General features: G+C 58.2%; 18 protein-coding genes and 1 tRNA gene. 9 read left to right on the plus strand and 10 right to left on the minus strand.

Going from position 1 to position 21,834, the window contains the following annotated elements; translation table 11 throughout:
• Positions 1-36 precede the first annotated feature (36 nt).
• The 4 genes from V8J81_RS07970 (at position 37) to V8J81_RS07985 (ending at position 5,659) form a co-directional block, all read left to right on the plus strand.
• Positions 37-1,011 carry a tripartite tricarboxylate transporter substrate binding protein gene (locus V8J81_RS07970; RefSeq protein ID WP_368475218.1) on the plus strand — a complete coding sequence of 325 codons (975 nt, stop codon included), beginning with the start codon at positions 37-39 and terminating at the stop codon, positions 1,009-1,011.
• Positions 1,012-1,072: 61 nt separating this feature from the next.
• On the plus strand, positions 1,073-2,476 hold the full coding sequence (gene sauS, locus V8J81_RS07975) for an acylating sulfoacetaldehyde dehydrogenase (protein ID WP_368475219.1): 1,404 nt from the start codon (positions 1,073-1,075) through the stop codon (positions 2,474-2,476).
• The gene (locus tag V8J81_RS07980) at positions 2,473-3,963 is read left to right on the plus strand and encodes an AMP-binding protein (RefSeq protein WP_368475220.1); all 1,491 of its coding nucleotides are present in this window, start codon (positions 2,473-2,475) and stop codon (positions 3,961-3,963) included. The genes sauS and V8J81_RS07980 overlap by 4 nt, the downstream gene beginning before the upstream one ends.
• A gap of 523 nt (positions 3,964-4,486) precedes the next feature.
• Positions 4,487-5,659, plus strand: coding sequence for a tyrosine-type recombinase/integrase (locus tag V8J81_RS07985; RefSeq protein WP_368475221.1), 1,173 nt, complete (start codon positions 4,487-4,489; stop codon positions 5,657-5,659).
• 5 nt (positions 5,660-5,664) lie between these two features.
• Here the strand turns inward: V8J81_RS07985 and V8J81_RS07990 are convergent, their stop codons facing one another.
• Genes V8J81_RS07990 through V8J81_RS08005 form a run of 4 tightly spaced genes read right to left on the minus strand, consistent with a single transcriptional unit; the run spans position 5,665 to position 11,352 of the window.
• Complete coding sequence (locus V8J81_RS07990) at positions 5,665-8,196, minus strand: GIY-YIG nuclease family protein (protein WP_368475222.1); 2,532 nt, start codon at positions 8,194-8,196, stop codon at positions 5,665-5,667.
• 8 nt (positions 8,197-8,204) lie between these two features.
• Complete coding sequence (locus V8J81_RS07995) at positions 8,205-9,776, minus strand: Eco57I restriction-modification methylase domain-containing protein (protein ID WP_368475223.1); 1,572 nt, start codon at positions 9,774-9,776, stop codon at positions 8,205-8,207.
• A complete protein-coding gene (locus tag V8J81_RS08000) occupies positions 9,773-10,702 on the minus strand; it encodes a GIY-YIG nuclease family protein (RefSeq protein ID WP_368475224.1) in 930 nt (309 codons plus the stop codon). Before V8J81_RS08000 ends, V8J81_RS07995 begins: the two co-directional genes overlap by 4 nt.
• Positions 10,699-11,352 (minus strand): N-6 DNA methylase, encoded by a 654-nt coding sequence (locus tag V8J81_RS08005; RefSeq protein ID WP_368475225.1) that lies wholly within the window; start codon positions 11,350-11,352, stop codon positions 10,699-10,701. Before V8J81_RS08005 ends, V8J81_RS08000 begins: the two co-directional genes overlap by 4 nt.
• Positions 11,353-11,491: 139 nt before the next feature.
• Between V8J81_RS08005 and V8J81_RS08010 the strand changes: the two genes are divergently transcribed.
• The 5 genes from V8J81_RS08010 to V8J81_RS08030 all read left to right on the plus strand — a co-directional run bounded on the left by V8J81_RS08010 (position 11,492) and on the right by V8J81_RS08030 (position 15,402).
• On the plus strand, positions 11,492-12,712 hold the full coding sequence (locus V8J81_RS08010) for a hypothetical protein (protein WP_368475226.1): 1,221 nt from the start codon (positions 11,492-11,494) through the stop codon (positions 12,710-12,712).
• A complete protein-coding gene (locus tag V8J81_RS08015) occupies positions 12,713-13,531 on the plus strand; it encodes a helix-turn-helix domain-containing protein (RefSeq protein ID WP_368475227.1) in 819 nt (272 codons plus the stop codon).
• Between the two features lie 81 nt (positions 13,532-13,612).
• Positions 13,613-13,813 (plus strand): helix-turn-helix domain-containing protein, encoded by a 201-nt coding sequence (locus tag V8J81_RS08020; RefSeq protein ID WP_368475228.1) that lies wholly within the window; start codon positions 13,613-13,615, stop codon positions 13,811-13,813.
• Positions 13,814-13,819: 6 nt separating this feature from the next.
• Positions 13,820-14,284, plus strand: a complete 465-nt coding sequence (locus V8J81_RS08025) for a helix-turn-helix domain-containing protein (RefSeq protein WP_368475229.1) — start codon at positions 13,820-13,822, stop codon at positions 14,282-14,284.
• A gap of 95 nt (positions 14,285-14,379) precedes the next feature.
• A complete protein-coding gene (locus tag V8J81_RS08030) occupies positions 14,380-15,402 on the plus strand; it encodes a tyrosine-type recombinase/integrase (protein ID WP_368475230.1) in 1,023 nt (340 codons plus the stop codon).
• A 105-nt stretch (positions 15,403-15,507) separates the two neighbouring features.
• Here the strand turns inward: V8J81_RS08030 and V8J81_RS08035 are convergent.
• The 6 genes from V8J81_RS08035 to V8J81_RS08060 all read right to left on the minus strand — a co-directional run bounded on the left by V8J81_RS08035 (position 15,508) and on the right by V8J81_RS08060 (position 21,834).
• Positions 15,508-15,597: transfer RNA gene (locus V8J81_RS08035), tRNA-Ser, on the minus strand.
• 41 nt (positions 15,598-15,638) lie between these two features.
• Positions 15,639-16,466: a GMP synthase gene (locus tag V8J81_RS08040; protein ID WP_368475231.1), complete on the minus strand. Its 828-nt coding sequence runs from the start codon at positions 16,464-16,466 to the stop codon at positions 15,639-15,641.
• Between the two features lie 57 nt (positions 16,467-16,523).
• Entirely contained in the window at positions 16,524-17,240 is a 717-nt protein-coding gene (locus tag V8J81_RS08045) for an alanyl-tRNA editing protein (protein WP_368475232.1), read from the minus strand.
• A 2-nt stretch (positions 17,241-17,242) separates the two neighbouring features.
• Complete coding sequence (locus tag V8J81_RS08050) at positions 17,243-19,603, minus strand: DUF3772 domain-containing protein (RefSeq protein ID WP_368475233.1); 2,361 nt, start codon at positions 19,601-19,603, stop codon at positions 17,243-17,245.
• Entirely contained in the window at positions 19,600-20,628 is a 1,029-nt protein-coding gene (locus V8J81_RS08055; protein ID WP_368475234.1) for a cysteine synthase A, read from the minus strand. Before V8J81_RS08055 ends, V8J81_RS08050 begins: the two co-directional genes overlap by 4 nt.
• A 75-nt stretch (positions 20,629-20,703) precedes the next feature.
• A complete protein-coding gene (locus tag V8J81_RS08060; RefSeq protein WP_368475235.1) occupies positions 20,704-21,834 on the minus strand; it encodes an NUDIX domain-containing protein in 1,131 nt (376 codons plus the stop codon).

The following is a 21,834-nucleotide window of genomic DNA, read 5'->3' on the forward strand; positions in this document are numbered from 1 at the left end:
TAAAGCGGCAGAACCAATCTTAGGGAGGAAAGACAAATGAAAAAGTGGATTGCAGGGGCCGCAATGGCCCTGACCGCGATGTCCGGAGCGGCCTTTGCCGATGGGCACGCAGACTACCCTGAACGCCCACTGCTGCTGATGGTCAGCTATGGCGCCGGCGGGGCGACCGACTTTCAGGCGCGCATCGTGACCATGACAGCGGGCAACGAAGACGCCCTTGGCATGCCTATCGCGATCCTGAACCGTCCCGGTGCGGGTGGACGCGTCGGCTGGAACTGGTTCGCGACGGAAGCCGAGGCCGATGGCTACACACTCGGGGCCTATAACATCCCGCACTTCATCGCACAGTCGATCGAAGGCGGCGTGGAATATTCCACCGAAAGCTTTGAGCCCATCGCCAATTGGGGCGCGGACCCGGCCGTGTTCGTCGTGCCGACCGACTCGGAATTTCAATCCATGGCCGATGTCGTGGCCTATGCCACGGAAAATCCCGGCGGCCTGACCTTCTCAGGCGCTGGCCTGTTTGTGGGACACCACATCGCAGCGCTTCAGCTTGAACAGGCGACTGGCGTGGAGCTGGCCTACATCCCCAACAACGCCGGTGGCGCAGGCGCGATGCGCGCCGTGATCGCAGGTGAGGTTCTGGGCGGGGTCAACAACCTGTCTGACGCGTTCCGTGCGCAGGAAGCGGGCAACGTGCGCATCCTCGGCGTGTTCGACCTTGAGCGGAACGAGTTCCTACCCGATGTGCCCACAATGATGGAACAGGGCTATGACATCGACAACGCGTCGGTGAACTTCCGCGGTGTAATGGTGCCCGCTGGCACCCCGCAGGAGATCATCGATCACCTGGCCGCCATCGTGCCGAGCATGTTCGAAAACGACCGTGTCGCGCGCCGCATGGAGGCCGGTGGCTCGCCCATGCACATCATGACCCGCGACGAGGTGCTTGAGATGTGGGCCGCACGTCAGGAAACGCTAGAGGCGCTTCTGGCCGACCTCGACAACTGAGCTTATCTCGGGGCGGGCATATCCGCTCGCCCCGATTACCAAACTGACAGGATGCACGCCCGTGTCTGACCTTGATCCCATTGCTGAAGTGGATGCTATCGTTGCGCGCTCTCGCGCCGCGCAGGCCGCATATGAAAAGGGCGGAAGCCAAGCGCTCTATGATCGCGCCGCGCAGGCTGCCGCCTGGGCCATCATGGAACCCGCCCGCAACCGGCATCTGGCCGAGTTGGCCGTGCAGACGACGGGGCTCGGCAATGTGCCGGACAAGATCACTAAGAACCATCGCAAAACGCTGGGTCTGATGCGTGACATCGCCGACGTCACAACCCATGGGATCATCAGCGATGATCCGGAGACCGGCATTACCGAGATCGCTCGTCCAATCGGAGTAATCGGCGCGGTCGTGCCGTCGACTAATCCCGGTGCGACGCCGGCAAACAACATCATTAATGCGTTAAAATGCGGCAATTCCATCGTCGTATCGCCGTCACCCAAGGGGGTGCCGACGTGTGAGGTGTTGCTAGAATACATTTACGTTGAATTCGACAAGGCCGGGATCGACCGGGACCTTGTGCTGATGATCCCGGGGCGCGGCTCCAAAGAAAAGACGCAACGCCTGCTCGAGACCTCCGACTTGATCGTCGTGACCGGCAGCCAGAACAACGTGAAGCGCGCTTATACATCCGGTACGCCGGCCCTGGCCGTTGGGGCCGGGAATGTCTGCGTGATCGTGGACGAAACCGCAGACCTCGCCTCTGCCGCCGAAAAGATCGCCGCGTCCAAATGCTTCGACAATGCAACCTCGTGCTCATCTGAGAATGCTGTCGTCGTGGTCGACGCCATCTACGATGCGTTCGTAGCGGAAATGGCGAAAACAGGCGGCGCATTAATCACCGACGAGACGAAAGTCACCGAAAAGCTTTGGGTCAAAGGTACGCTGAACCCCCGCGCCATTGCGCAGGACGCCTCCGACATGATCGCAGCACTCAGCCTAACGGGGCAAGTGCCGGACGACACTCAATACTTGGCCGTAGAGGCCAAGGGGATTGGGCCGGGCCATCCGCTTTCGGGCGAGAAACTCAGCCGCGTGCTGTCCGTTTATCGCGCCACCGATTTTGCGGACGCCGTCGAAACCACTCTCAAGGTGCAGTTGCATCAAGGCGCGGGCCATTCGGTTGGTATCCATACCATCGACCCGGATCGCCCGATGGTGCTGGCCAACGCCATTCCGACCAGCCGTGTGATCGTGAACCAAGCCCACACTTTTGCGACCGGGGGCTCTTTCACGAATGGGATGCCATTCTCACTATCGATGGGGTGCGGATCGTGGGGCGGGAATTCCGTGAACGAGAACCTGCATTGGAAGCACTTCCTGCAATCGACAAAGATTGTGCGTGAAATCCCGGCCCGTGAACCAGAGCTGACGGATATTTTCGGCGCCTATTGGGCGGAGGTCGGCAAGTGATCTTCGACCCGACCATGCCGCCTGCGGGCACCGTGCGCGACTGGCTCGATGCCCGTGCCGAAGTTGGCGGAACGGCCTTCGTTTTCCCCGAAGGCGATCCGCCGCTTCGCTGGGATGAGGTGCGCGATAAGGTGCGCGATATGGCGACAGGGATCGTGGCACTCGGCGCGCAAAAGGGCGAAAGCCTCGCGATTGTGCATCCAAATGGCCGCGACGGAGTTCTGGCGCTTTTTGCCACGCTCTATGCCGGGTGCAGGGCCACCATGATCAACCTCGCCGCAGGCCCGACCGCGATCGCCTATGCGTTGGAACATTCTCAAGCCCGCTTTGCATTCGTCCATGACAGTCAGGCGGAGACATTTCGTGAGATCGCGCCTGCGGGACTGAGCCCTATCGCGTCAAAGGATCTTCCGGGCGGGGATGTTTCGCTTCCCGACCTTGGCCCGGATGACCATGGATTGCTGATGTACACGTCTGGCACAACCGGCACGCCCAAGGGCGTTGTGCACAGTCATGCAAGCCTGCTTGCCGGTGGCTGGACCACTGCCGTCGCCCATGACCTCACACCGGAAGACCGCGCCTTCTGTGTGCTGCCGATCTACCATATCAACGGGCTGTGCGTGACGTTGATGGGGCCTTTGGTGTCCGGCGGCTCCACCGCTGTCGTGTCGCGTTTCTCAGCCCGCAAGTTTTGGGATCAGGTGAACAAGGCCGAAGCGACATGGTTCTCCGTCGTTCCAACAATCATCAGCCATCTATTGCACGGCAAAGCTGACCCGGCTGCTGCTGTGATCGACCGTTTACGGTTCGGACGTTCGGCGTCTTCGGCGCTGGCGAAAGAGACGCAATCCGCGTTCGAGGACCGATTTGGAGTGCCGATCATCGAGACGATGGGACTGACCGAAACAGCAGCGCAGGTGCTGTCGAACCCGTTGCCACCCGGCACCCGCAAGATCGGATCACCCGGCCTCGCTTTCGGGAATGAAGTCTGCATCCTGACCTCTGATCTGCAAAAAGCGGCCCCGATGCAGCAAGGCGAAATTGCGATCCGTGGTCCCAACGTCATGATCGAATACCTTCATAATCCGGAAGCAACCTCCGCTACCTTCCACGGCGACTGGCTCCGAACCGGCGATCTTGGGCACATAGACAAAGACGGCTACGTGTTTGTCACCGGTCGCCTGAAGGAGCTGATTATCAAGGGTGGCGAAAACATCGCACCGCGGGAAATCGACGAGGTGCTTTATTCAGAGCCGGATATCATCGAGGCCGCAGCCTTCGCGCGCCCTTGCAACAGCTATGGCGAAAGAGTGGAAGCCGCCGTCAGCATAAAGCCGGGTTCACCTCTCACTGAAGCAGCTTTGATAGAGCATTGTCGGAACCAGCTTGGGGACTTCAAAGCGCCGGAGCGGGTGCATTTCCTCGATGAACTGCCAAAGGGTCCTTCGGGAAAAATTCAAAGACTGAAGCTTGCAGCGCTTCTGTAGTGTCGCGCATCAAATGGAGCATGATTTCCTATTGCGTGGCTTAGCCTCCGGTAGTCCTCGTTCCTAAGGCAAGACCCACCGCGCCGATCGATTGGGCGGCATGGCCCCAAACGCCTATCGGCCATTTGATCGGCGGTTCAGCGCGTAACGAAACGACATGGGCCGTCGTTAAACGAGCTTCTTGCACCAGCTTCTTCGTCCACTTTCCGGTCAGGGTCATGATCCTGCCACTTGACGTGCCAGAACAGGAAAGATCGAAAAAACCGAACGCAACGCTCTGGATGCGCATCTTCCCACAAAACGAAGAAAACGGACCACTCTAAGCGACCCATTGAAATAAACTTAGATGGGGAAGTGGCGGACAGGAAGTCCGCATAACTGCGGTTCTTCTGGGTTTGGCTCTGTCCGCGCGTGTTCAATTTTCATAATGCAAAACAATTACTTAAATTCAGACCCCGCTCTTGCGGTTCGTAGGCGTTCACCCTAAATCAATCCTAAGTGTGGGAATATATGTGGGAACAATATGCCATTGAGCGCGCGCAAAGTGGAAACGGCTGGCCCCGGACGGCATGGTGATGGACGCGGCCTGTTTCTCTATGTCAAATCCTCTGGCGCACGGTCTTGGGTGCTGCGCTATCAGGTCATGGGCAAGCGGCACGATCTTGGGCTTGGAGCCTATCCCGAGGTTTCGCTGGCGATGGCGCGTGACCGGGCGTTGCAAGCGCGGCGCATGATCCAAGAGGGCGAAGACCCAATTGCGAAGAAACGGCAAGCCAAACCCAAGACATTCAAGGAAGCGGCGATCGAACTGATCGAAAGCAAGCGCCCCGGCTGGAGAAACGCCAAGCACGCAGCGCAATGGACCTCAACTCTTGAAGCCTACGCGTTCCCAAGCCTCGGGCGCATGCAGGTTGCGCGTATCCAGACGTCAGACGTGATCGGCGCTTTGAAGCCAATCTGGAACGAAAAGCCCGAAACGGCCAATCGAGTGCGCCAGCGGATTGAGGCCGTGTTGGACTACGCCTCTGCGCTTGGCATTCGGACGGGCGACAACCCTGCGCGCTGGCGTGGGCATCTTGACCACCTGCTTCCCAAGCCAACGAAGGTGAAAGCGATCAAACACCACCCGGCCTTGCCCCATGCCGAGATTGCCGAATTCATGGAAGACCTGTCAGGCCGCACAGGCGTCGCGGCGCGGGCGCTGGCCTTTACCATTCTGACGGCGGCACGTTCCGGCGAGACGCGTGGCGCGACATGGGCCGAGATTGATCTGGGCGCGAAGGTTTGGACGATCCCGGCGGACAGGATGAAGGCGGGCAAAGAACACCGGGTTCCGCTGACGTCTGAGGCAATCGCTTGCCTTGGCGCTAAGCGAGACGAAGCAGCGTCGATCTTCGAAAGCGAAACCAAACTGGGAAAGCCGATTTCGGATATGAGCATGACAGCGGTCCTGCGCCGCATGGGGCGCGACGACATTACGGTTCATGGCTTCCGGTCGACCTTCCGAGACTGGGCTGGCGAGACTACGGCTTTCCCGCGAGAAGTGATCGAAGCGGCGCTGGCCCATGGCATCAAAGACAAGGCGGAAGCAGCTTATGCCCGGTCTGATCTATTCGACAAACGACGAAAGCTGATGGGAGCATGGTCCAGCAGAGCAGTGGGTTCCGACCAAAGACAAAACATTATCGCAATCTGAATCAGTCAGCTGACCTCGATAACTGTATCGTAAAGTCCATAACGAGTCAGACCAGAATGGCTATCGATGCCGCTGTATGACAGCGACGCGTCCTCATATCTGCGGAATGCGAATACAGCTTGGTTCATATGCTCGGTGTTGAACACCTTGAGGCGAACCAGCAAATGGAAGTCAGCAACGGTCAGCCCCGTCACGCTCAAGAAAAGATCAGGTTCAAGTTTCGTAATTACATCTTGCAGCGTGTTTTCGCGGAAGTCTGTCAGATACATAAACGCGGGTATCCGAGTTGCGAACTTGACCAGCTTTTCCTGAACGAGTTTGCGCTTCGATTTAAACTCTTTCTCCTCAGCGGAAAGCTCTTTCTTTTCCTTCTCCGAAATGTCGCCCGATTTAGCTTTGCCCTTTAGTTCCTTGACCTTCTCGCTCTTGTTGATGATCGTTTCGATGATGTTGTCGCCGAGCGCGCGCCACCCTTCGATACGCTCCACCGCTTTCATGGCTTCTTCGTTGTCCATGATGCGTCGCAGGGTGTCGTTATCGACGTTCACCAACAGCGCGCTTTCCCATTTGCGAGCCAGCAGTGTCGCAGAGGTTCCGGCCATCGCTATGTCCAGAATGCCACCAGCATCAATCTGGGTCATGTTCGCGCCGTCGTAAGCGAGAACAGGCAGGAAAGACACAAGATCACGAACCGCGTTTTCTGGGTTCGGTTCGTTTGGTGAAAGCCCAATGCCGTATTCCGACAACTGCCTGAGGGCGCGAGTCGGTGCAAAATCAAAGACAAAGCAAACCGGCTTGAGAACTTCTTCCTCGTTGGGATTGTCGCCATTCGGGTTCTTGATCGCCCACGGCGACTGCACCCTAAACGCGGCTTGAAAGTACGTTTCCGGCGATTTCAGGTTCCGCAGCATCAGAATTGAAGACCATTGCTTGACCGTCACGCCGGTTGTGAGCTTGCCGCAGGACAGGGTGATCGACTTCGTGTCAAAGCCGCTTCCGATAGCCGCGCGAACTGGTGGCAAGGCTTCAAGCCCGATGCCTGCCGATGTGCCAGCCGACACCACCACGTTGTACTCGTGCCAGAAATTGTTTTGGCGCTCTGCCAACAGTTTCGTCATAGCATGACATGCGGCGACGTTTGGCAGGAACCAGAATGAGTGCTGGAGGTATGGCAACAACCGCACGTCAGAATATGGGAACGGCGGTCGCGTGCCTGTTCTGAGGTTGTCCACCGCATGAGCCGCGTGCTGGCCCCTGATGATATTCAGCCAGGTCTGCACTTCATCCTTGTGCTTGAACTGTGCATTCGCACCTGTGCCGGTTGCGGCAAAAAACTCGTTCAGGTCGAACTCGTCGAACTCACCCGCGCTTGCTATGGACAACAGTTCGTCCGGCATCTGATAGGTCAGCAACCGCATCTGTGGCAGTGAGCCGTAAGGGTTCCATTGGCCGGGATGGTTTGCCGCAAATTCGGCCTTGGCGCGTTGCTCGTCGGTGTAGGTCCAGTTGAAGATCTGTTCTTCGATGAACTCGCCCGTCGCCAGCGCCTTGAACGGTGTGCCTGACAGGTAGAGGTAAGCCCGTGTCGTAATCGGCAAGAACTCGGTTTCCGCTTCAAGTGGCTCCTGCAACTCGGCAACGCGCTCCGTCAGCTTGTTTGCGTCTTCGAGAAGCTTCTCCTCACGCTCAAGGGCTTCTTCTTCGCCTTCGAACAGTTCCTTGGCACTCTCACGCCACGCGCCGAAATGGTATTCGTCAAAAACCACCAAGTCCCAGTTGACCGCGTGGAGCCAATCGTTCCGGGGCTTGATATTACCCAGCCGATCCTTGCCCAGCATGTCTTGGAACGAGCCAAAGTAGACCACAGGCTTGCTCTCGTCGATCTGGGTTGGATCGGCGTCTGATTTGCGGGACAGGTATTGCCAGCCGTCGAAATCGACATGGCTTTCAAGGTCGGTTTGCCACGCATCTTCCACGGCTGGCTTGAAGGTCAGCACCAGCACCCGCTTTGCGCCCATCTTGCGGGCCAACTGGTAGGTGGTGAAGGTCTTGCCGTAGCGCATCTTGGCGTTCCACAGAAAGCGGGGAACGGCGTGCATGTCCTCAGACCAACGGGACATATAGTAGGCGTGAGTTTGCTCGACCGCCTCGCGCTGTTCCCTGCGCATGGCAAAGGTCTGGTGGTGCGTGCCCGAGCGTTTTTGCCCGGTGCGCAATTCGGTCAGGACGGTCTGCACATCCGCAAGAGAACACTGCATCCATTCCTTTTCAGTGTTCACAAATCCCTTGCTGACAAGCCGCGCGCGCACTTCATGGTCGGTTATGAAAGAACCATCCGCACGTTCTGCTGGTTCATCAAGTTCGATGGTGAAGTTCTTGATTGCGGCGGTGCCGAGTTGCTCGTTTACCCGTTGCCGCACATCCCGTGTGGTCTGCCCGACTTTGAGAAGACCCGCGTGGGCGGCATCGTCAATCGAATAAGCGTAAATGCGGGGGCGAGCCTTTGGTTTTGGCTCTAGAATGTCGTCAACAGTCACGGACATCGCTATTCCATTGGCCGAATAAGCGCTTCGATGTAGCTCTGTTCTTCGCTAGTGATCGCATACTTTTCGAAAAGTGCCTCATCTGTCCAGTGACGGTCCCAAGACTGCATAGGGACCCACGAGTAAGTTCCGTGCGTAGCGTGCTGTGTGATCTTCCGTAGAGAAACCAAAAACCGAAAGAAACGGGTCTTGTAATAGGACTGGATGCTCTCTGCCGCTGCCTGTGAGTCCACGTAGAAGAACAAAAATGATTGAGTGCAGACCGAAGGATTTGGAGCAATCTGCGACGGTCCAAGTACAATATCCACGCCGCTTTTTTCTCTCTCTCGCCCCGATCCTACAGCCGGAACTAGAAGTTTCCACGTATCGACCAGATGTGCACTTTTGGTAATTTTCTCACGCTCAATGAAGCCATGACTACGCTTCATTTTTCGAATGTAGTAGAGCGGAACGTCCCCCGGTTTTTCTGTCTTGTGAAATCCATCAAAATTGGATGTCCAGCCAAACTCTTTGTCTCTCGCGAGAATAGTATTAACGGATGGTTCACTGTGACTAAGTGTCTTTCGCAGGATGTCGAGCGCTCGGTCGTCTCGAACCAAAACATCAAATTCGTTGAGGTCTCGAAGCGATGGCCCAGAGATTTCTCCACCCCTAACCGTTGAAACCATACATTGGCCGTCATGCTCCGCGTCCCACAGGAAGTAACATGCCCCTCCATTAATGCCGACCGAAGAGAATACTTCCGCAGCATTGGTATAGTCGACGAGGACTTTGAGGTGAGTATCGTTTAGCATCGTGTTGCGAAAATCGTTCAACCCAAGCCCAGTGGCCATCCAACGAGATGGAATAACCATTGATAGATACCGTGGCTGAAGGGCTTTGGCTTGTTCGACAAAGTGCTGATAAATTGGCACGTCACGCGTACCGCCATCGCTCGCGAGTTGATATGGTGGGTTCCCTACGATGACATCGAACTGCATGTCGCCTCCAAAAAGCGCCGAAACGCGCTCCCTAATATTGTTGGTGTGAATGAACGCATAGGCATGACTTTCTCGGTCTTCGCCTCGGTCCAGCGTCGATCTGCTCGCACCGCAGAAGGTGCACTTGCCTTGTTTGTTCCAGTTATGCTCCACCCGTTCGAACCAGATATTGCCCGCCTCGGAATTGAAGCCGCGTGAAATCGAATGCGGCCCGTTCGCGTGTTTCGAGCAATAGAGCGAGCGCCGCGCCAGCATGGCCGTTAATTCGGTGATGCCAATGCCGTAGACCTGTCGCGTCAGGATGTGATCCACGCGCGCTTGCAATTCGGGCATCTGTGGCTCAAGGCCGACTATCAGGCGTTTTGTGATCTCCCGCAGGAACACCCCTGACTTGGTGCATGGATCAAGAAACCTGACGGACGGGTCGGCCCAAATGTTTGCGCCGTCATTGTCCGCTGCCCATGCCTCTGCCAGCGTGTCCAACATTCGGTTGGAAAACTCGGGAGGCGTGAACACTTCGTCGTTGGACAAGTTTGCAATACAGGACAGAACGTCCGGGTTCCTGCCCCGGAGCGCAAAAGCAGCTTTGGTCATGGTGCCGTCGCCTGTCGCTCAGCAATTGCTTGCTGCCATTCATGATAGTTTTGCTTGGAGCCTTTTACCTTCCAACGTTCACGGCCATTGCTGGATTGATCCAAAATGATGGCGGCAGCGGCGGAAGGGCTGTTGAACCCCCATGGTTTGACAAAGCGCATTCTGCCCGGACCGTCACTAACCAATACCCCGTTGGCCACTAGCTTGTCCTTAAGTGAGGCATACCCAGGATTTTGGACATAACCGGTGTCCGAAAGCGCCTCTGATCCCTCTAGAACCACAAACTCACCGTCTTCTTCGACCGCAGTCGCTTGAACCCCGCTCTTGTGGCGTATTTCAAATTGTGTCTCGCCGGATGTGCGCTCTTCAACAGATTTGGCCGTTTGAGTGACGGCCTTCGGTTGCGGCTTCAGCATGTCCAGACCGACCACCGGCAGAACAACCTGCAAGTTCGCGAGGAACTGTTCCATGTTCGCAACGTCAGCCTCAGGCAATCGGCGGCGAGTAGTGTCTGGCTGAGTGCCGTTGTCGAGGACGACGCGACCTGCATCATTGGCGACTTGGATCAGTCTGGCTTCAAGATATTCTGCATGGCCCTTTGAAAGGTCATCGTCACTGGTCGTTACGGTAATGGCCGTTTCCCAGAAGTCTCGCTTTAGCGCACTCTGCTTGATGCGCTCTGCAACAGAATTTCCTGATCCTATGTAAACGCGCGTCCCACCCGGGCTTTCAGGGTCGGGACCGGCCAGAATGTAAACTCCTGTCCGGTCAACTTCATGGCGAGCGGTCATCTCTCCAAATGCCGATGCGCCTGAAACAAAGAGCAGGCCGGTCCAGCCGTGAATAGTTGCTTTGCGAAGTCCCGTTGGCTTTCCGTCCACGAGAAAAAGTTGAATGGTTCGCCCCAAGGCCGCTCCAACACTCATTCGTTAACCTCAAGGGGTAAGTCAATCTGTCTTGCTAAGTCTCTTATTGTCATTGGGGGATATGTCTTTGTCGGTCTAAATATTTCATGATTTCCAAGAGCCGCAAAAAGCGAACCCTCTGCATTAAATGCAGACGCACCGGTCAGAACATCTAATCGAAAATCGCGGCGTTGAAATTTACCCTTTCCCAAATAGCCCCATTCGGCAAATGAAATGGGAACGCTTTGAGAAGTCTGCATGTTCAGCGCATCGCCATGTACTAGGTTGGTCAAAAGAACATGTGACGCGGCACGGTATAGGTCATCATCTGGCGAAAGACGCAGATATTCTGACAGCACCTCGAGCATGTTGGCCCGGCACTCGTCGATGTTGTCGGCTAGGATCTCGACGCCATAGCAGCACATTAGCCCCAACAGCGCATAGTGGCGCCGGTTGAAATCGGACTTACCAAACTTTACTTGCACAGCCGCAAGCTTGCGTTGCAGGACCGGCACGAGAAAGTTACCGCTGCCGCACGCAGGCTCAAGAAAGCGGGCATCGATCCGCTCGGTTTCGCCCTTCACGAGGTCAAGCATAGCGTTCACCATCCATTCGGGGGTAAAGACTTCGCCGTGGTCGGCGACACGTTGTTTCGAGCGGATCAGCACCATCAGGCAACTGTTACAGAATGGACAACGATGACCAAGAGATTCGAAGGAGAAAACGGGTCTGCATCGAATACTACAAACTTGCATTGAACGCCCACGAACACCACATTGTGACTAACCATTCCGACCAGGCACAAGATACATGGCGTCTTACAGTGGGTTCTTACGGAAAGCGCCCAGCGCGCGTTTAAAGGCATTTCTCGCCGCCAACGGTGTTCAGGTGCCTGAGGATTTCGACTGGAATAGCGCTGGGCGCGGCACAGCGTTTGTCGAAGGTCTGAATGCGGTCATTGATGGCTTGCCTGCGCGCCAACAAGATCGGCTCAAGGCCGAGTTGGATCATCTGGCCAGCTTGACCAGTGACGCGGTGATGGTCAGCGCCGAGCAAGTCTGCCCGATTATGGGCATTGATCTGGAGGGCCTAGAAGGCGTCCAAGACGTGCTTTTGATGCTGGCGCTTGATCACCCGCAGGCCTTTGAACGCGTGGCCGTGCAAGCCTCGCTTAACCGGCGCACAGGCGGCAAAAATTGGTCGGCGTTCCAGTTCGATGATGGTGGAAAGGCGTGGGCTCTGGATGATCAAACTGCGCGCGCGTTATTCGTGGCAGACGCGATTGCAATTCTGAACCTACCCGAACATCGCAAGCGAGAATCGGATTGGTATCGGGCTGTGCGAGTTCACCCCATCACGGGCGAGGAAACGGAGATCGTTCAGGCAACGATCTACGTAGAAGACCGCGCCGCAAGCGAATTGACTTTCGGACCGTCAGAGGGCTTGGAGCGGCAAGTGGTGCAGCGGGTCTTGGAGGTGGGAATCGCGTGCAATCCTGCCGAGCGTATCGTCGAGATTTGTGCCACCGGTGGGAAAAAGGTCCGCGATGAATATGCGCAGGCATTCTCAAAGCATTTCGCACCGGGTTCAGAACCGCCCGTGGAAGCGCCGCGTCGAGAAGTTCTGCTGAACACGCTGCGCTCAAGCCCCGAATTTCCAGTTGAACCGGCAGATGGCATCGAGCGGGTTGAAGTGTCGTCGCTCGACTTTTTCTCAACTGGCGGCGGCTTTGCCCGGTTCGAGAAACGCGGTGATGACGAAACGATCTATCAGTTTCTCGACCGACGGTTCGGGCATGTGTCCCCGCTCAACGCCGGTGGATGGCAGGTCGTCTCTGCCACGCTGCGGATTGTCATGGCGGCGCAAGGTGGCAAGCGCCGCCGCACGCTGACGGTAACCTTGCGAAGTCCGAATATCACCACGATCCCCAACAAGACGGAAGCGGACCGCCAACTGGTGCTCAACCTGTTGGAACGATGGAACCTGATTGCGCCGCCCGCGCCTGAAATTGACGTGATCGAGGACGATTGATTGAACGCGGTTTCCTTACTCTGTGAGATCATCGGGCAAACGGGAAAAGTCGCGGCGCAGGCATGTCGTGATGATGCGGGGTATGGCGCTTTGCTGGATGCAGGTTTGCTCAAAGGCGACGGCTTGGTGGAAGCGGTGCTCTGCGAGAATTGCGATGTTGCGCACGATGCCGAGATCGTCTTCGAGGGCGGTTCATACGGGCATTTTTGTCCGGAACTAGGCTTTGTTTCCGTTGAGCGTGAGGACATTGTCGCCATCCGGCCCGACATTTCGGCGCTGGTGGAACACCTACGCGCCGCCTTTGAGTGTCCGCCGGGGGGCATTTCACAACTCGGGCCGCGCACATGGCGCGTCGGGCTGGCTGACACACCCGGCGGTCGAGCGGTTGTTTACTTCCACACCTGCCTTCAAAATGACGATGATCTAGTCAGTCTTGAAAATGCGCTGCGCGCTGAAATCCGGCGCGACTACGTCCTTGTCGTCACCGCCGCTGGGCATTTGCCGTATCGTGAGGCCGCAACCTGCACCCTCGCCCAGCTGGTGCAGTTGGATTTGGGGACCGCGCACCTGCGAAACAGTGTGAGCGTGGCCGAAGCCGTAGGTGCGCCGCCAACCCCTACCGGTGGGCGACCGAGTGTTTACCGCGAGCGCTTGCAGGCTTTGCTTGCGGAACGTGCTGCGCAAGGATTGGCAGAGGATGGGCGCAACGAGGAGGCAGCCGCTGTGCTAAATGCCTACGTTGAGCGTTTTCCACGCGATGCAGTGCCCTCACGCGTGACCGTTCAACGAAGTGTCACCAGGTTTAGAGCTGGATCATAACTGGATCAAAACCCAAGCCCTGTTTTGATCCACCCAACGTCCGCGACGGTTCACCCATCTTCAAACGATGGAGTTTGATCCATGACAGACCTGAATGAACCAACCCCGAAACATGCCCCTATCGCCGTATCCCCGGACGAAGCGGCGCGCCTTGCGGGCATCGGGCGCACGACGCTTTACGCGGCATTGGCTAAAGGCGATCTTCCCAGCATCAAAATCGGCACGCGACGGCTGGTCCGGGTGGAGGCTATCCGCGAATGGCTGGCTCGGCATGAGGCGTAAGAACAGATGCCCAAGTCAGCCAAACTCAGCGGTATCAAATCGCTGCGCTGCTACACGATCGCAGAGGCGGCGGGTGTGACCGGCGTCTCTGACCGCACCATCCGGGCGTGGATCAAGCAAGGCCTGACGGCCATGACGGATGAGCGACCAACGCTAGTGCGTGGTGACGCGCTTATCAGCTACATCCAACGCCAGAGACAGGGGCGAAAATTGCGCCTATCGCTTGACGAGTTCTATTGCATGAAATGCCGCGCAGCGCGGAAACCGGCGGGCGGGCTGGTCGATTGCGAGACGGATGGCAACCGCGCAAAACTCTCCGCGATCTGCGCGACCTGCGACACGATCATGCACAAGCCAATTCCGCCTGCCAGCGTTCCGACCCTCGCCAAAATATTCGATGTGACGTTGCGCGGGGAACCTTCCCAAAAGGCCAACGACACTTTCGAAACAACCGCTCAGAATCGACATTAAAGAGGCGGACAGATGCCCCCCTGATCTTCCACTTCCAGCCTGCCGCGATTGGCAGGGGTTTTGACTGGCAAAACTAAAGCAAATTGGAGGTTCTTATGACCACCCAACTCAACGAGAAAAACGAGCGGACCAAGCGAGAGTTCCTGACTTTTCGCAAGCACGCAAAGCAGGTTTCGAACAAGACCCTGGATCGTGAGATTGCCCATCTTGAACGCTTCGACGCTTGGAACAGACGCAAGGATTTCGCCAAGTTCCACATTGACTGGGCCGTGGGCTTTCGCGAGCACCTCGATCACGCAAAGGGCACGAACGGCAAACCCCTCGCCAAATCTACGACCCGCGCGATCATGGCCACGATGCGTGAGTTCACCCTTTGGCTGTCTCAGCAAGACGGGTTCCGACGCAGGATCAAGGCCGCCGACGCAAGCTATTTCCAACTGTCCCGACGCGATGAAGCCGAAGCCCGCGCCGCCCCCGAACGGCCCGCGCCCAGCATTCGCCAAGCCAAGCGCGCCTTAGCGATGATGCCCAGCGAGACCCCGCGCCAGATGCGGGACAAGGCGATCCTCGCACTTCTGTGCTTAACCGGCATCCGCGTCGAGGCGCTAACATCGCTTAAGATCAAGCATGTGGACTTGGACGAAAAATCCGTCACTCAAAACCCACGTGAGGTGGCCACCAAGTTCGGCAGGCGGATCGACACGTTCTTTGCCAAGGAGTTCACGGAGGCCGAAGCCCCGCTGCGCCAATGGATGACCTACCTCGACGAGATTGCGCTCTACAGCCCCGACGATCCGCTGTTTCCCGCCACGGCCCTGACAGCACAGTCAAACAGAGGGTTCAAGGCTTCTGGCTTCACCCGCGCGCATTGGAAAACAACTGAACCTGTGCGCAAGATCGTCAACAGCGCGTTCGAGACCGCCGGTTTGCCGGCTTATGGCCCACACGCGTTCAGGCACATGCTCGCGCGACACGCCGCGAAGAACAGCAAATCCGTAGCCGAGTTCATCGCCAACGCTCAGAATCTGGGCCACTCGGACCCACTGATTACCCTGCGAAGCTATGGGCAAATCAGCCGAGACGCCCAGCGACGCCTTATCACCGGGGAAAGCGAGTGACTTAATAGGCAGCGCAAGCGGGCATCATGCGTGGGAACAAGTGTGGGAACCAATCCTATCAACTACTAATTTTAATATGAAAATCAGCATCTTAAAAGAAGTAGGTGGCGGACAGGAAGGGATTCGAACCCTCGAGACGGTTTCCCGCCTACGCACTTTCCAGGCGCGCGCCTTCGACCACTCGGCCACCTGTCCGAGGCGGGGTTTACCCGCGATTGCGGGCCATGTGCAAGGGGTTAGAATAAACGAAAGCTGGCGGTGAACGGCAAGTGATCCGAGACGTGATCACGGAACTTGGCCCGCCCCATCTTGAACGCCCAATGCATCGGGAAAAGCCTGAGCGAGCCTTGGATGTAACGCGTTGAAAAGCGCCGTGAGACGGCGAAGCCATCCAGCAGGTTGGCCCGTCCGCTGGACAGGATATGGCTCCACCGATCCTGCAGGTCCCAGGAGGAGGTGAAATCCATCACGTCGTCGCCGCCCAGATGGTGAAAGTTCGACACGTCCTGGCCCGGGATCATGTTGAAGTCACCCATCAGACAGATCGTGTGCTGCTTGTAGCCGGGGGTGTTGTGCAGATCGGTGATCCAGTCGCCAATCACTCTGCATTGGCTATCGCGCTTGTCCTGATTGGGTTTGTCGCGGCCGGATTTCAGGTGAACGCCGATCACCACGGCTTTGAACCGCTGCCCGGCACGTACATCCACCGCGATAGCCTGACGCCCGCCCTGATACGTGCCTTCCGAGCCGGGAATGAACCGTACATTGGAGACCTGCACATGAGGTTTGTGCAGAAAACCGATGTGCAGGTGACTGTCGGGCTGAGGCAGAATCGTGATGTCATAGGTCAGATCCTTCTCGGCCAGCAGGTCACGCAAACGCTCGATATGGGTAATCGGAAAGACTTCAACCAGCGTAACCAGATCAGCGTCAAGATGGGCAAGACCAAGGGCCTGCCGTGCGGCTTGTGGGTCTTCGGCCAAGATGCCATCGCCTGCCCCGCCACCGAAGCGGTCATTCGAGGCGAGGTTCCAGACGGCGGTGCGAAGGATTGAGTTGGTCATGTCCGTGTCTCCAAGCGATGCATTGCGAGGATAGCACGGAATTGGGTTTGCGCGGCGTCAGGCCAGTTCGATGGTCACGCGGCGGTTTTGTTTGCCCTTGTTCTCGATCTTGGCAATGGTCAGCTTGCCGATCTCTCCCGTGCGCGCCACGTGGGTGCCGCCGCAGGGTTGCAGATCAACCTGATCCTTGCCTTCGCCAATCCGCACCAGCCGCACCTTGCCCGCGCCGCGTGGGGGTTGAACCGAGAGCGTCTTCACGAGGCTCGGATTGGCGTCCAGCTCTTCGTCCGTGATCCAATCCACCGAAATCGGCAGATCGCGGGTCACGAGCGCGTTGAGCTGCCCCTCAACAATCGCTTTGTCTTCCGGCGGATGGGGCATGTTGAAATCCAGCCGTCCCTTGTCGGCAGCCACAGCCCCGCCAGTGACAGGCAGGGGGATAACGACCGACAGCAAATGCAGCGCTGTGTGGATGCGCATATGCCCAAAGCGGCGTTCCCAATCGAGGCGTTGGTCGATTTGTGCGCCGACCGGCGGCAGGGCACTGGGCTCGGACGGGACAAGGATGATGTTCCCCCGCTCGCCTTTCACCGCCGTCGCAATCGGGATGCGCCCGCCGTCCCAATCAAGCGTGCCGCTGTCACCGGGTTGTCCGCCACCGCGGGCATAGAAAATCGTCTGGTCCAGCACGATGCCGCCTTCCTCCGTCAACGCGGTGACGGTGGCGGGGCTGGATTTGCGATAGGGATCGTCAAGGAAAAGGGCTTGGGTCATCGTTACTCAGGCTCTGGTACAGGGGGCTGTGATTGCGACAGGGCTTCGGGGTTGCGAAGCCAGATATCACGTTGGGCGAACGGAATTTCGATACCTTCGGCGGTGAAGCGTTCGGCGATCTGGTGATGAAGCTCGGTCTTTACGGCAACGAGCTGGTTGATATCGCGCAGGATCACGCGCACGCGGAAATCAAGGCTGTCGGCCCCGAAGCCAAGGAAGTCGACGCCCGGCTGCGGAAACTTCGCCACGTCGGGATGGCCCTCCGCAATCTCCATCAGGATGTCAGAGACACGCCGGGTGTCGGTGCCATAGGCCACGCCCACGGTCACAATCGCGCGGCCGACGGTATTGCCACGGGTCCAGTTCGTGACAGTCCCTGAGATGAAATCGGCGTTGGGCACAATCACATCGGTCTTGTCGAATGTCTCGATCGTCGTGGAGCGAACGGAGATGTCTTTGACGATCCCCATATTGCCGTTGACCTCGATCCAATCCCCTTCCGAGATCGGCCTTTCGATCAAAAGGATGATACCCGAGACGAAATTCGACACCACGTTTTGCAGGCCAAAACCGATGCCGACCGACAGCGCACCAACGACGAAGCCAAGGGCGGTCAGGTCGATGCCGGCTGAGGTAACGGCGATAAGCGCAGCCAGCGCGATACCGACATAGCCGACCCCTGCACTGACTGCGTTACGCGCACCAACGTCGAGCTTTGTTCGCGGCAGAACGGTGGATTTTAGCGCGCCTTGCAACAGACGCGTGATCAGCAGACCAGCCGCAAAGACCAGAATGACAGCAAGGATGATGCCGGGCGTGATGCGCGTATCGCCGAGCGTGAAGCCTTCAAGAATCCTGACCCAAAGCTCCCACAAACGTTCCGGACGCACGCCCCAAGTGATCGCCAAAAGCGGTGCAGCCGCCGCGAAGAGAACGAAGTTGACGAGCACCGGCAACAAAGCCTCACCCGCTGCATCCTGCGAGGTGCGGAAGGCCAGCGCGTAGAGATCTCGCACGACGGCTTGTAGGGCGAGCAAGACTCCAAACAGGAACAGGGTCATCGCAACTGGGACCATCAGCGCCTCAGCCGCGTTGATGTAGCCAATCACCCCCAGAAGTGGGCCGACAACGGCCAGCACCCGCAGCGCGGTGGCGACCAGGCCCAAGACGCCCGTCGCAAAGCCGCCGCTTTCGCCTTCCAACATCGGAGCCCGGATACGCCGCAATAGCCCCGAAAGGCGCCAATACATCAAGCCAAGGCCGATATGGACCGGCACAACCAACACACCCCGCGCAGCGGGTGGCACGATATCCAGATCCGCCACGACCTGCGCCAGATTGCCCAGGCCGGTCAGCAGCCCGATCAGCAGGATCGTGCGCCGCATGGGGGCGCGAAGGCTCGGATCGGTTTCAAACGCAGCGGCGCGTTGCTCATGATCCGGGAACAAGCGCCCTGCCAGCCAAAGGGCGGCATAAACCGAGATGATCAGCGCAAGGATCGCTGCAAGCAGGGTTTCACCATCCTCCGTCAGCAGATCGGACAGGGCCAATGCTGCGACGATCAAGGCAAGGCCGATGACAGGGATCACCAATTGCCCAAGCGAAACGAGAAAGCCCAAAACGGTTCGCCCACGGCGGCCATCGCCATCCAGGAACCGCTCCCCCAAGCGGGCCACGAATTTGCGGCCCCGCAGGACCATTACAAAGCCGATCAGCAGCATCCCCAAAATGGCCGGGGCATTGTCGGCTATGCCAGTGCGCACTTCGTCGTCGGACAGCGTTTCAGCCGTCTCCAATTGCAGATTGCCGGCCAAATCCGCCAGCGCCGAAAGGGCAGTCGCCCAGTTGACGGGGTTTAGGGGCGTCGGCTCTAGCTCCAGCAATTCCTGTGTCTGCCGCTCAAGCAAAATAGTGTCGATCTCTGCGATCAGGCCATTGGCGCGGTTAAAGGCCTCGTTTGCGGCAAGACCCGGAACCTGTGCCTGATCCAACCGCTCCTGCAACGCGGCGCGCCGTGCCGCGATGGAATCGGGTTCGACTTCACCCTCCGCTGGCGCTGGACCAAGCGCGTCGATCTGTGCCTGAATGGTCGCAATGCGTTCTGCATTTGCCGCCTGAGCCGCCAAAAACTGTGCCCGCCATCGGACAAGTTCCGATCGCCTGTTCTCAAAGAAGGCGGTGGAAGCCACGCCGCCGGAGATCAGATTTTCCGCCGCTGTGGCCGCCGTCTCCCACGCGTCATAGTCCAGCTCAGTGCTGGCACTGCCTTCGGTGGTTTGGGACCAAGCGGGTGCTGCCCCGACGCTCACGAAAACCGAAAGCGTCAGACAAAAGGCAACAAAAATCCGGGCGAAGGCGTTCATACGTCCTCAAACACCGTGGGCACGTCGCGGCCTGGCCCGTCCATCCACGGTGGCACTGGTAGACCTTTTTCGCGCAGGAAGTCGGGGTTGAAGAGCTTGGACTGATAGCGCGTGCCGTAATCGCACAGGATCGTCACGATGGTATGGCCCGGCCCCATTTCGCGGGCCATGCGGATCGCACCGGCCACATTGATGCCTGAAGAGCCCCCAAGGCAGAGACCTTCGTTGGCAAGGATGTCGTAGACAATCGGCAACGCCTCGGCGTCCGGGATCTTATAGCAGACATCCGGCGTGAAGCCTTCTAGGTTCGCGGTGATACGCCCCTGCCCGATCCCTTCGGTGATTGAATTTCCGCCGGCCTCCTGCCCGGTATAGAGCTTGTAGAGACCGGAGCCTTCCGGATCGGCTAGGCCGACTTTCACACCCTTGGGCTGCAGCGCCATGCCAACACCCGCGAGCGTCCCGCCGGAGCCGACCGCGCAGACAAATCCATTCACCTCATGATTTGTCTGCTCCCAAATCTCCGGGCCGGTCATGTCGATATGGGCCTGACGGTTGGCGACATTGTCAAACTGATTGGCCCAGATCGCGCCGTTCGGATCGCTTTGGGCCAGACGCTCGGCCAAACGGCCGGAATACTTCACGTAGTTGTTCGGGTTCGAATATGGCACCGCGGGCACTTCAATCAGCTCGGCGCCTGCGATGCGGATCATGTCTTTCTTTTCCTGGCTCTGCGTTTCGGGGATCACGATCACCGTTTTGAAGCCAAGCGACGCGCCCACAAGCGCCAGCCCGATGCCAGTATTGCCTGCCGTCCCTTCGACAATCGTGCCGCCGGGGCGCAGATCACCGCGTGCGACCGCATCGCGGATGATGAACAAAGCTGCGCGATCCTTCACGGATTGGCCGGGGTTTAGGAATTCGGCCTTGCCCAAAATCTCGCAGCCCGTCGCGTCCGAGGCCGCGTTGAGCCGGATCAACGGTGTGTTGCCAATGGCAGCGGCAAGATCTTTGTGGGTCGTCATGGGTACATGCCTTATGCGGGCTGAAAGATGGCCTCAGGATTAGGGGGTTCGGGGACCGACCTCAACCCGCGCCGTCTATCCAAGGCGCACGGTCGCGCGCAGCCGATCACGATGCAGCATCAGGTATTGCATAGTCACGATCTGCGCCGCATCGGCCATATCCCCTTCGGCCAACAACTTGCGCGCCATGTCATAGGGCACAAGATGGCTGAGAATATCTTCATTCTCGTCAGCATGGCCGCCAAGACCCGCAATGCTGTCTGGCAGATCGGCAATCGCGAGGTAAGAGAACAAAACCTGCGCCACGCCACCGGGGGATGGATAATAGCGCCCGACGAAATGCAGGTCCCCAAGGGTCAGGTTCGCCTCTTCCCGTGCCTCGCGCCGCGCCGCTGTTTCTGGCGTTTCGCCTGCATCGATCATGCCAGCGATAGGTTCCAACAGCCATGGGTTCGCGTCGCCATGGGCATAGGCGCCAAAGCGGAATTGCTGCACCAGAAGGATGCGGTCGCGCACCGGGTCATAGGGCAGAACGGTGACGGCATCGGCCACCCGAAACACGGACCGCTTCAACGGTCCATTCACCCCACCGTCAAAACGGGGATGGCTGGCCTGCATCTCCTCTGCGTTGAAGAAGCCGTCATAGGCGTGGTGGGTGCCATGATGAACGATTTGATCGCCCGGCATCTTTGCGCCAACATGGCCCGGTCTGCGCCAGCGGCTGGCGCGGACAAATGCATCGGCGCGGGCACGGATAATCGGAAAACGCCCGCCCACCTGATCGGGGGCCACGATACCCATCTGACGCATGACCTCTGCGGCCGCTACGCACTGAACTTCGCCCCATTGGCGGGCCCAAAGCGCAAGTGACCAATCCTCGCCGGGTTCCTGCGCCGTGTCCTCTGGCGGGAACCAAGCCTCCGCCTCGATCTCGGCCCCGTCCCACACAACCTGAACTTTGCTGCGCGTGTAGGCGAAACAGGCCTCGTAAAAATCCAGACGGTTCAGAATGCGCGGCTCGGGCAGGATCAGCGCACCCTCGGCCAATCCATCGGCCTGCTTTTCCAGCATCGGCCAGGATTTGCCCTTCACCCACGCCGCCCGGTAGCCGCGCAACGCAGCGGCTTCCATACGCAATTCGACGCCCGCCACCACATCCAGCAGCGGTTGGTGGCAAAGCGCGCCAAACAAAAATATCGGAGACAT

It is taken from the genome of Gymnodinialimonas sp. 202GB13-11 (assembly GCF_040932485.1).
Classification (GTDB): Bacteria; Pseudomonadota; Alphaproteobacteria; order Rhodobacterales; family Rhodobacteraceae; genus Gymnodinialimonas; species Gymnodinialimonas hymeniacidonis.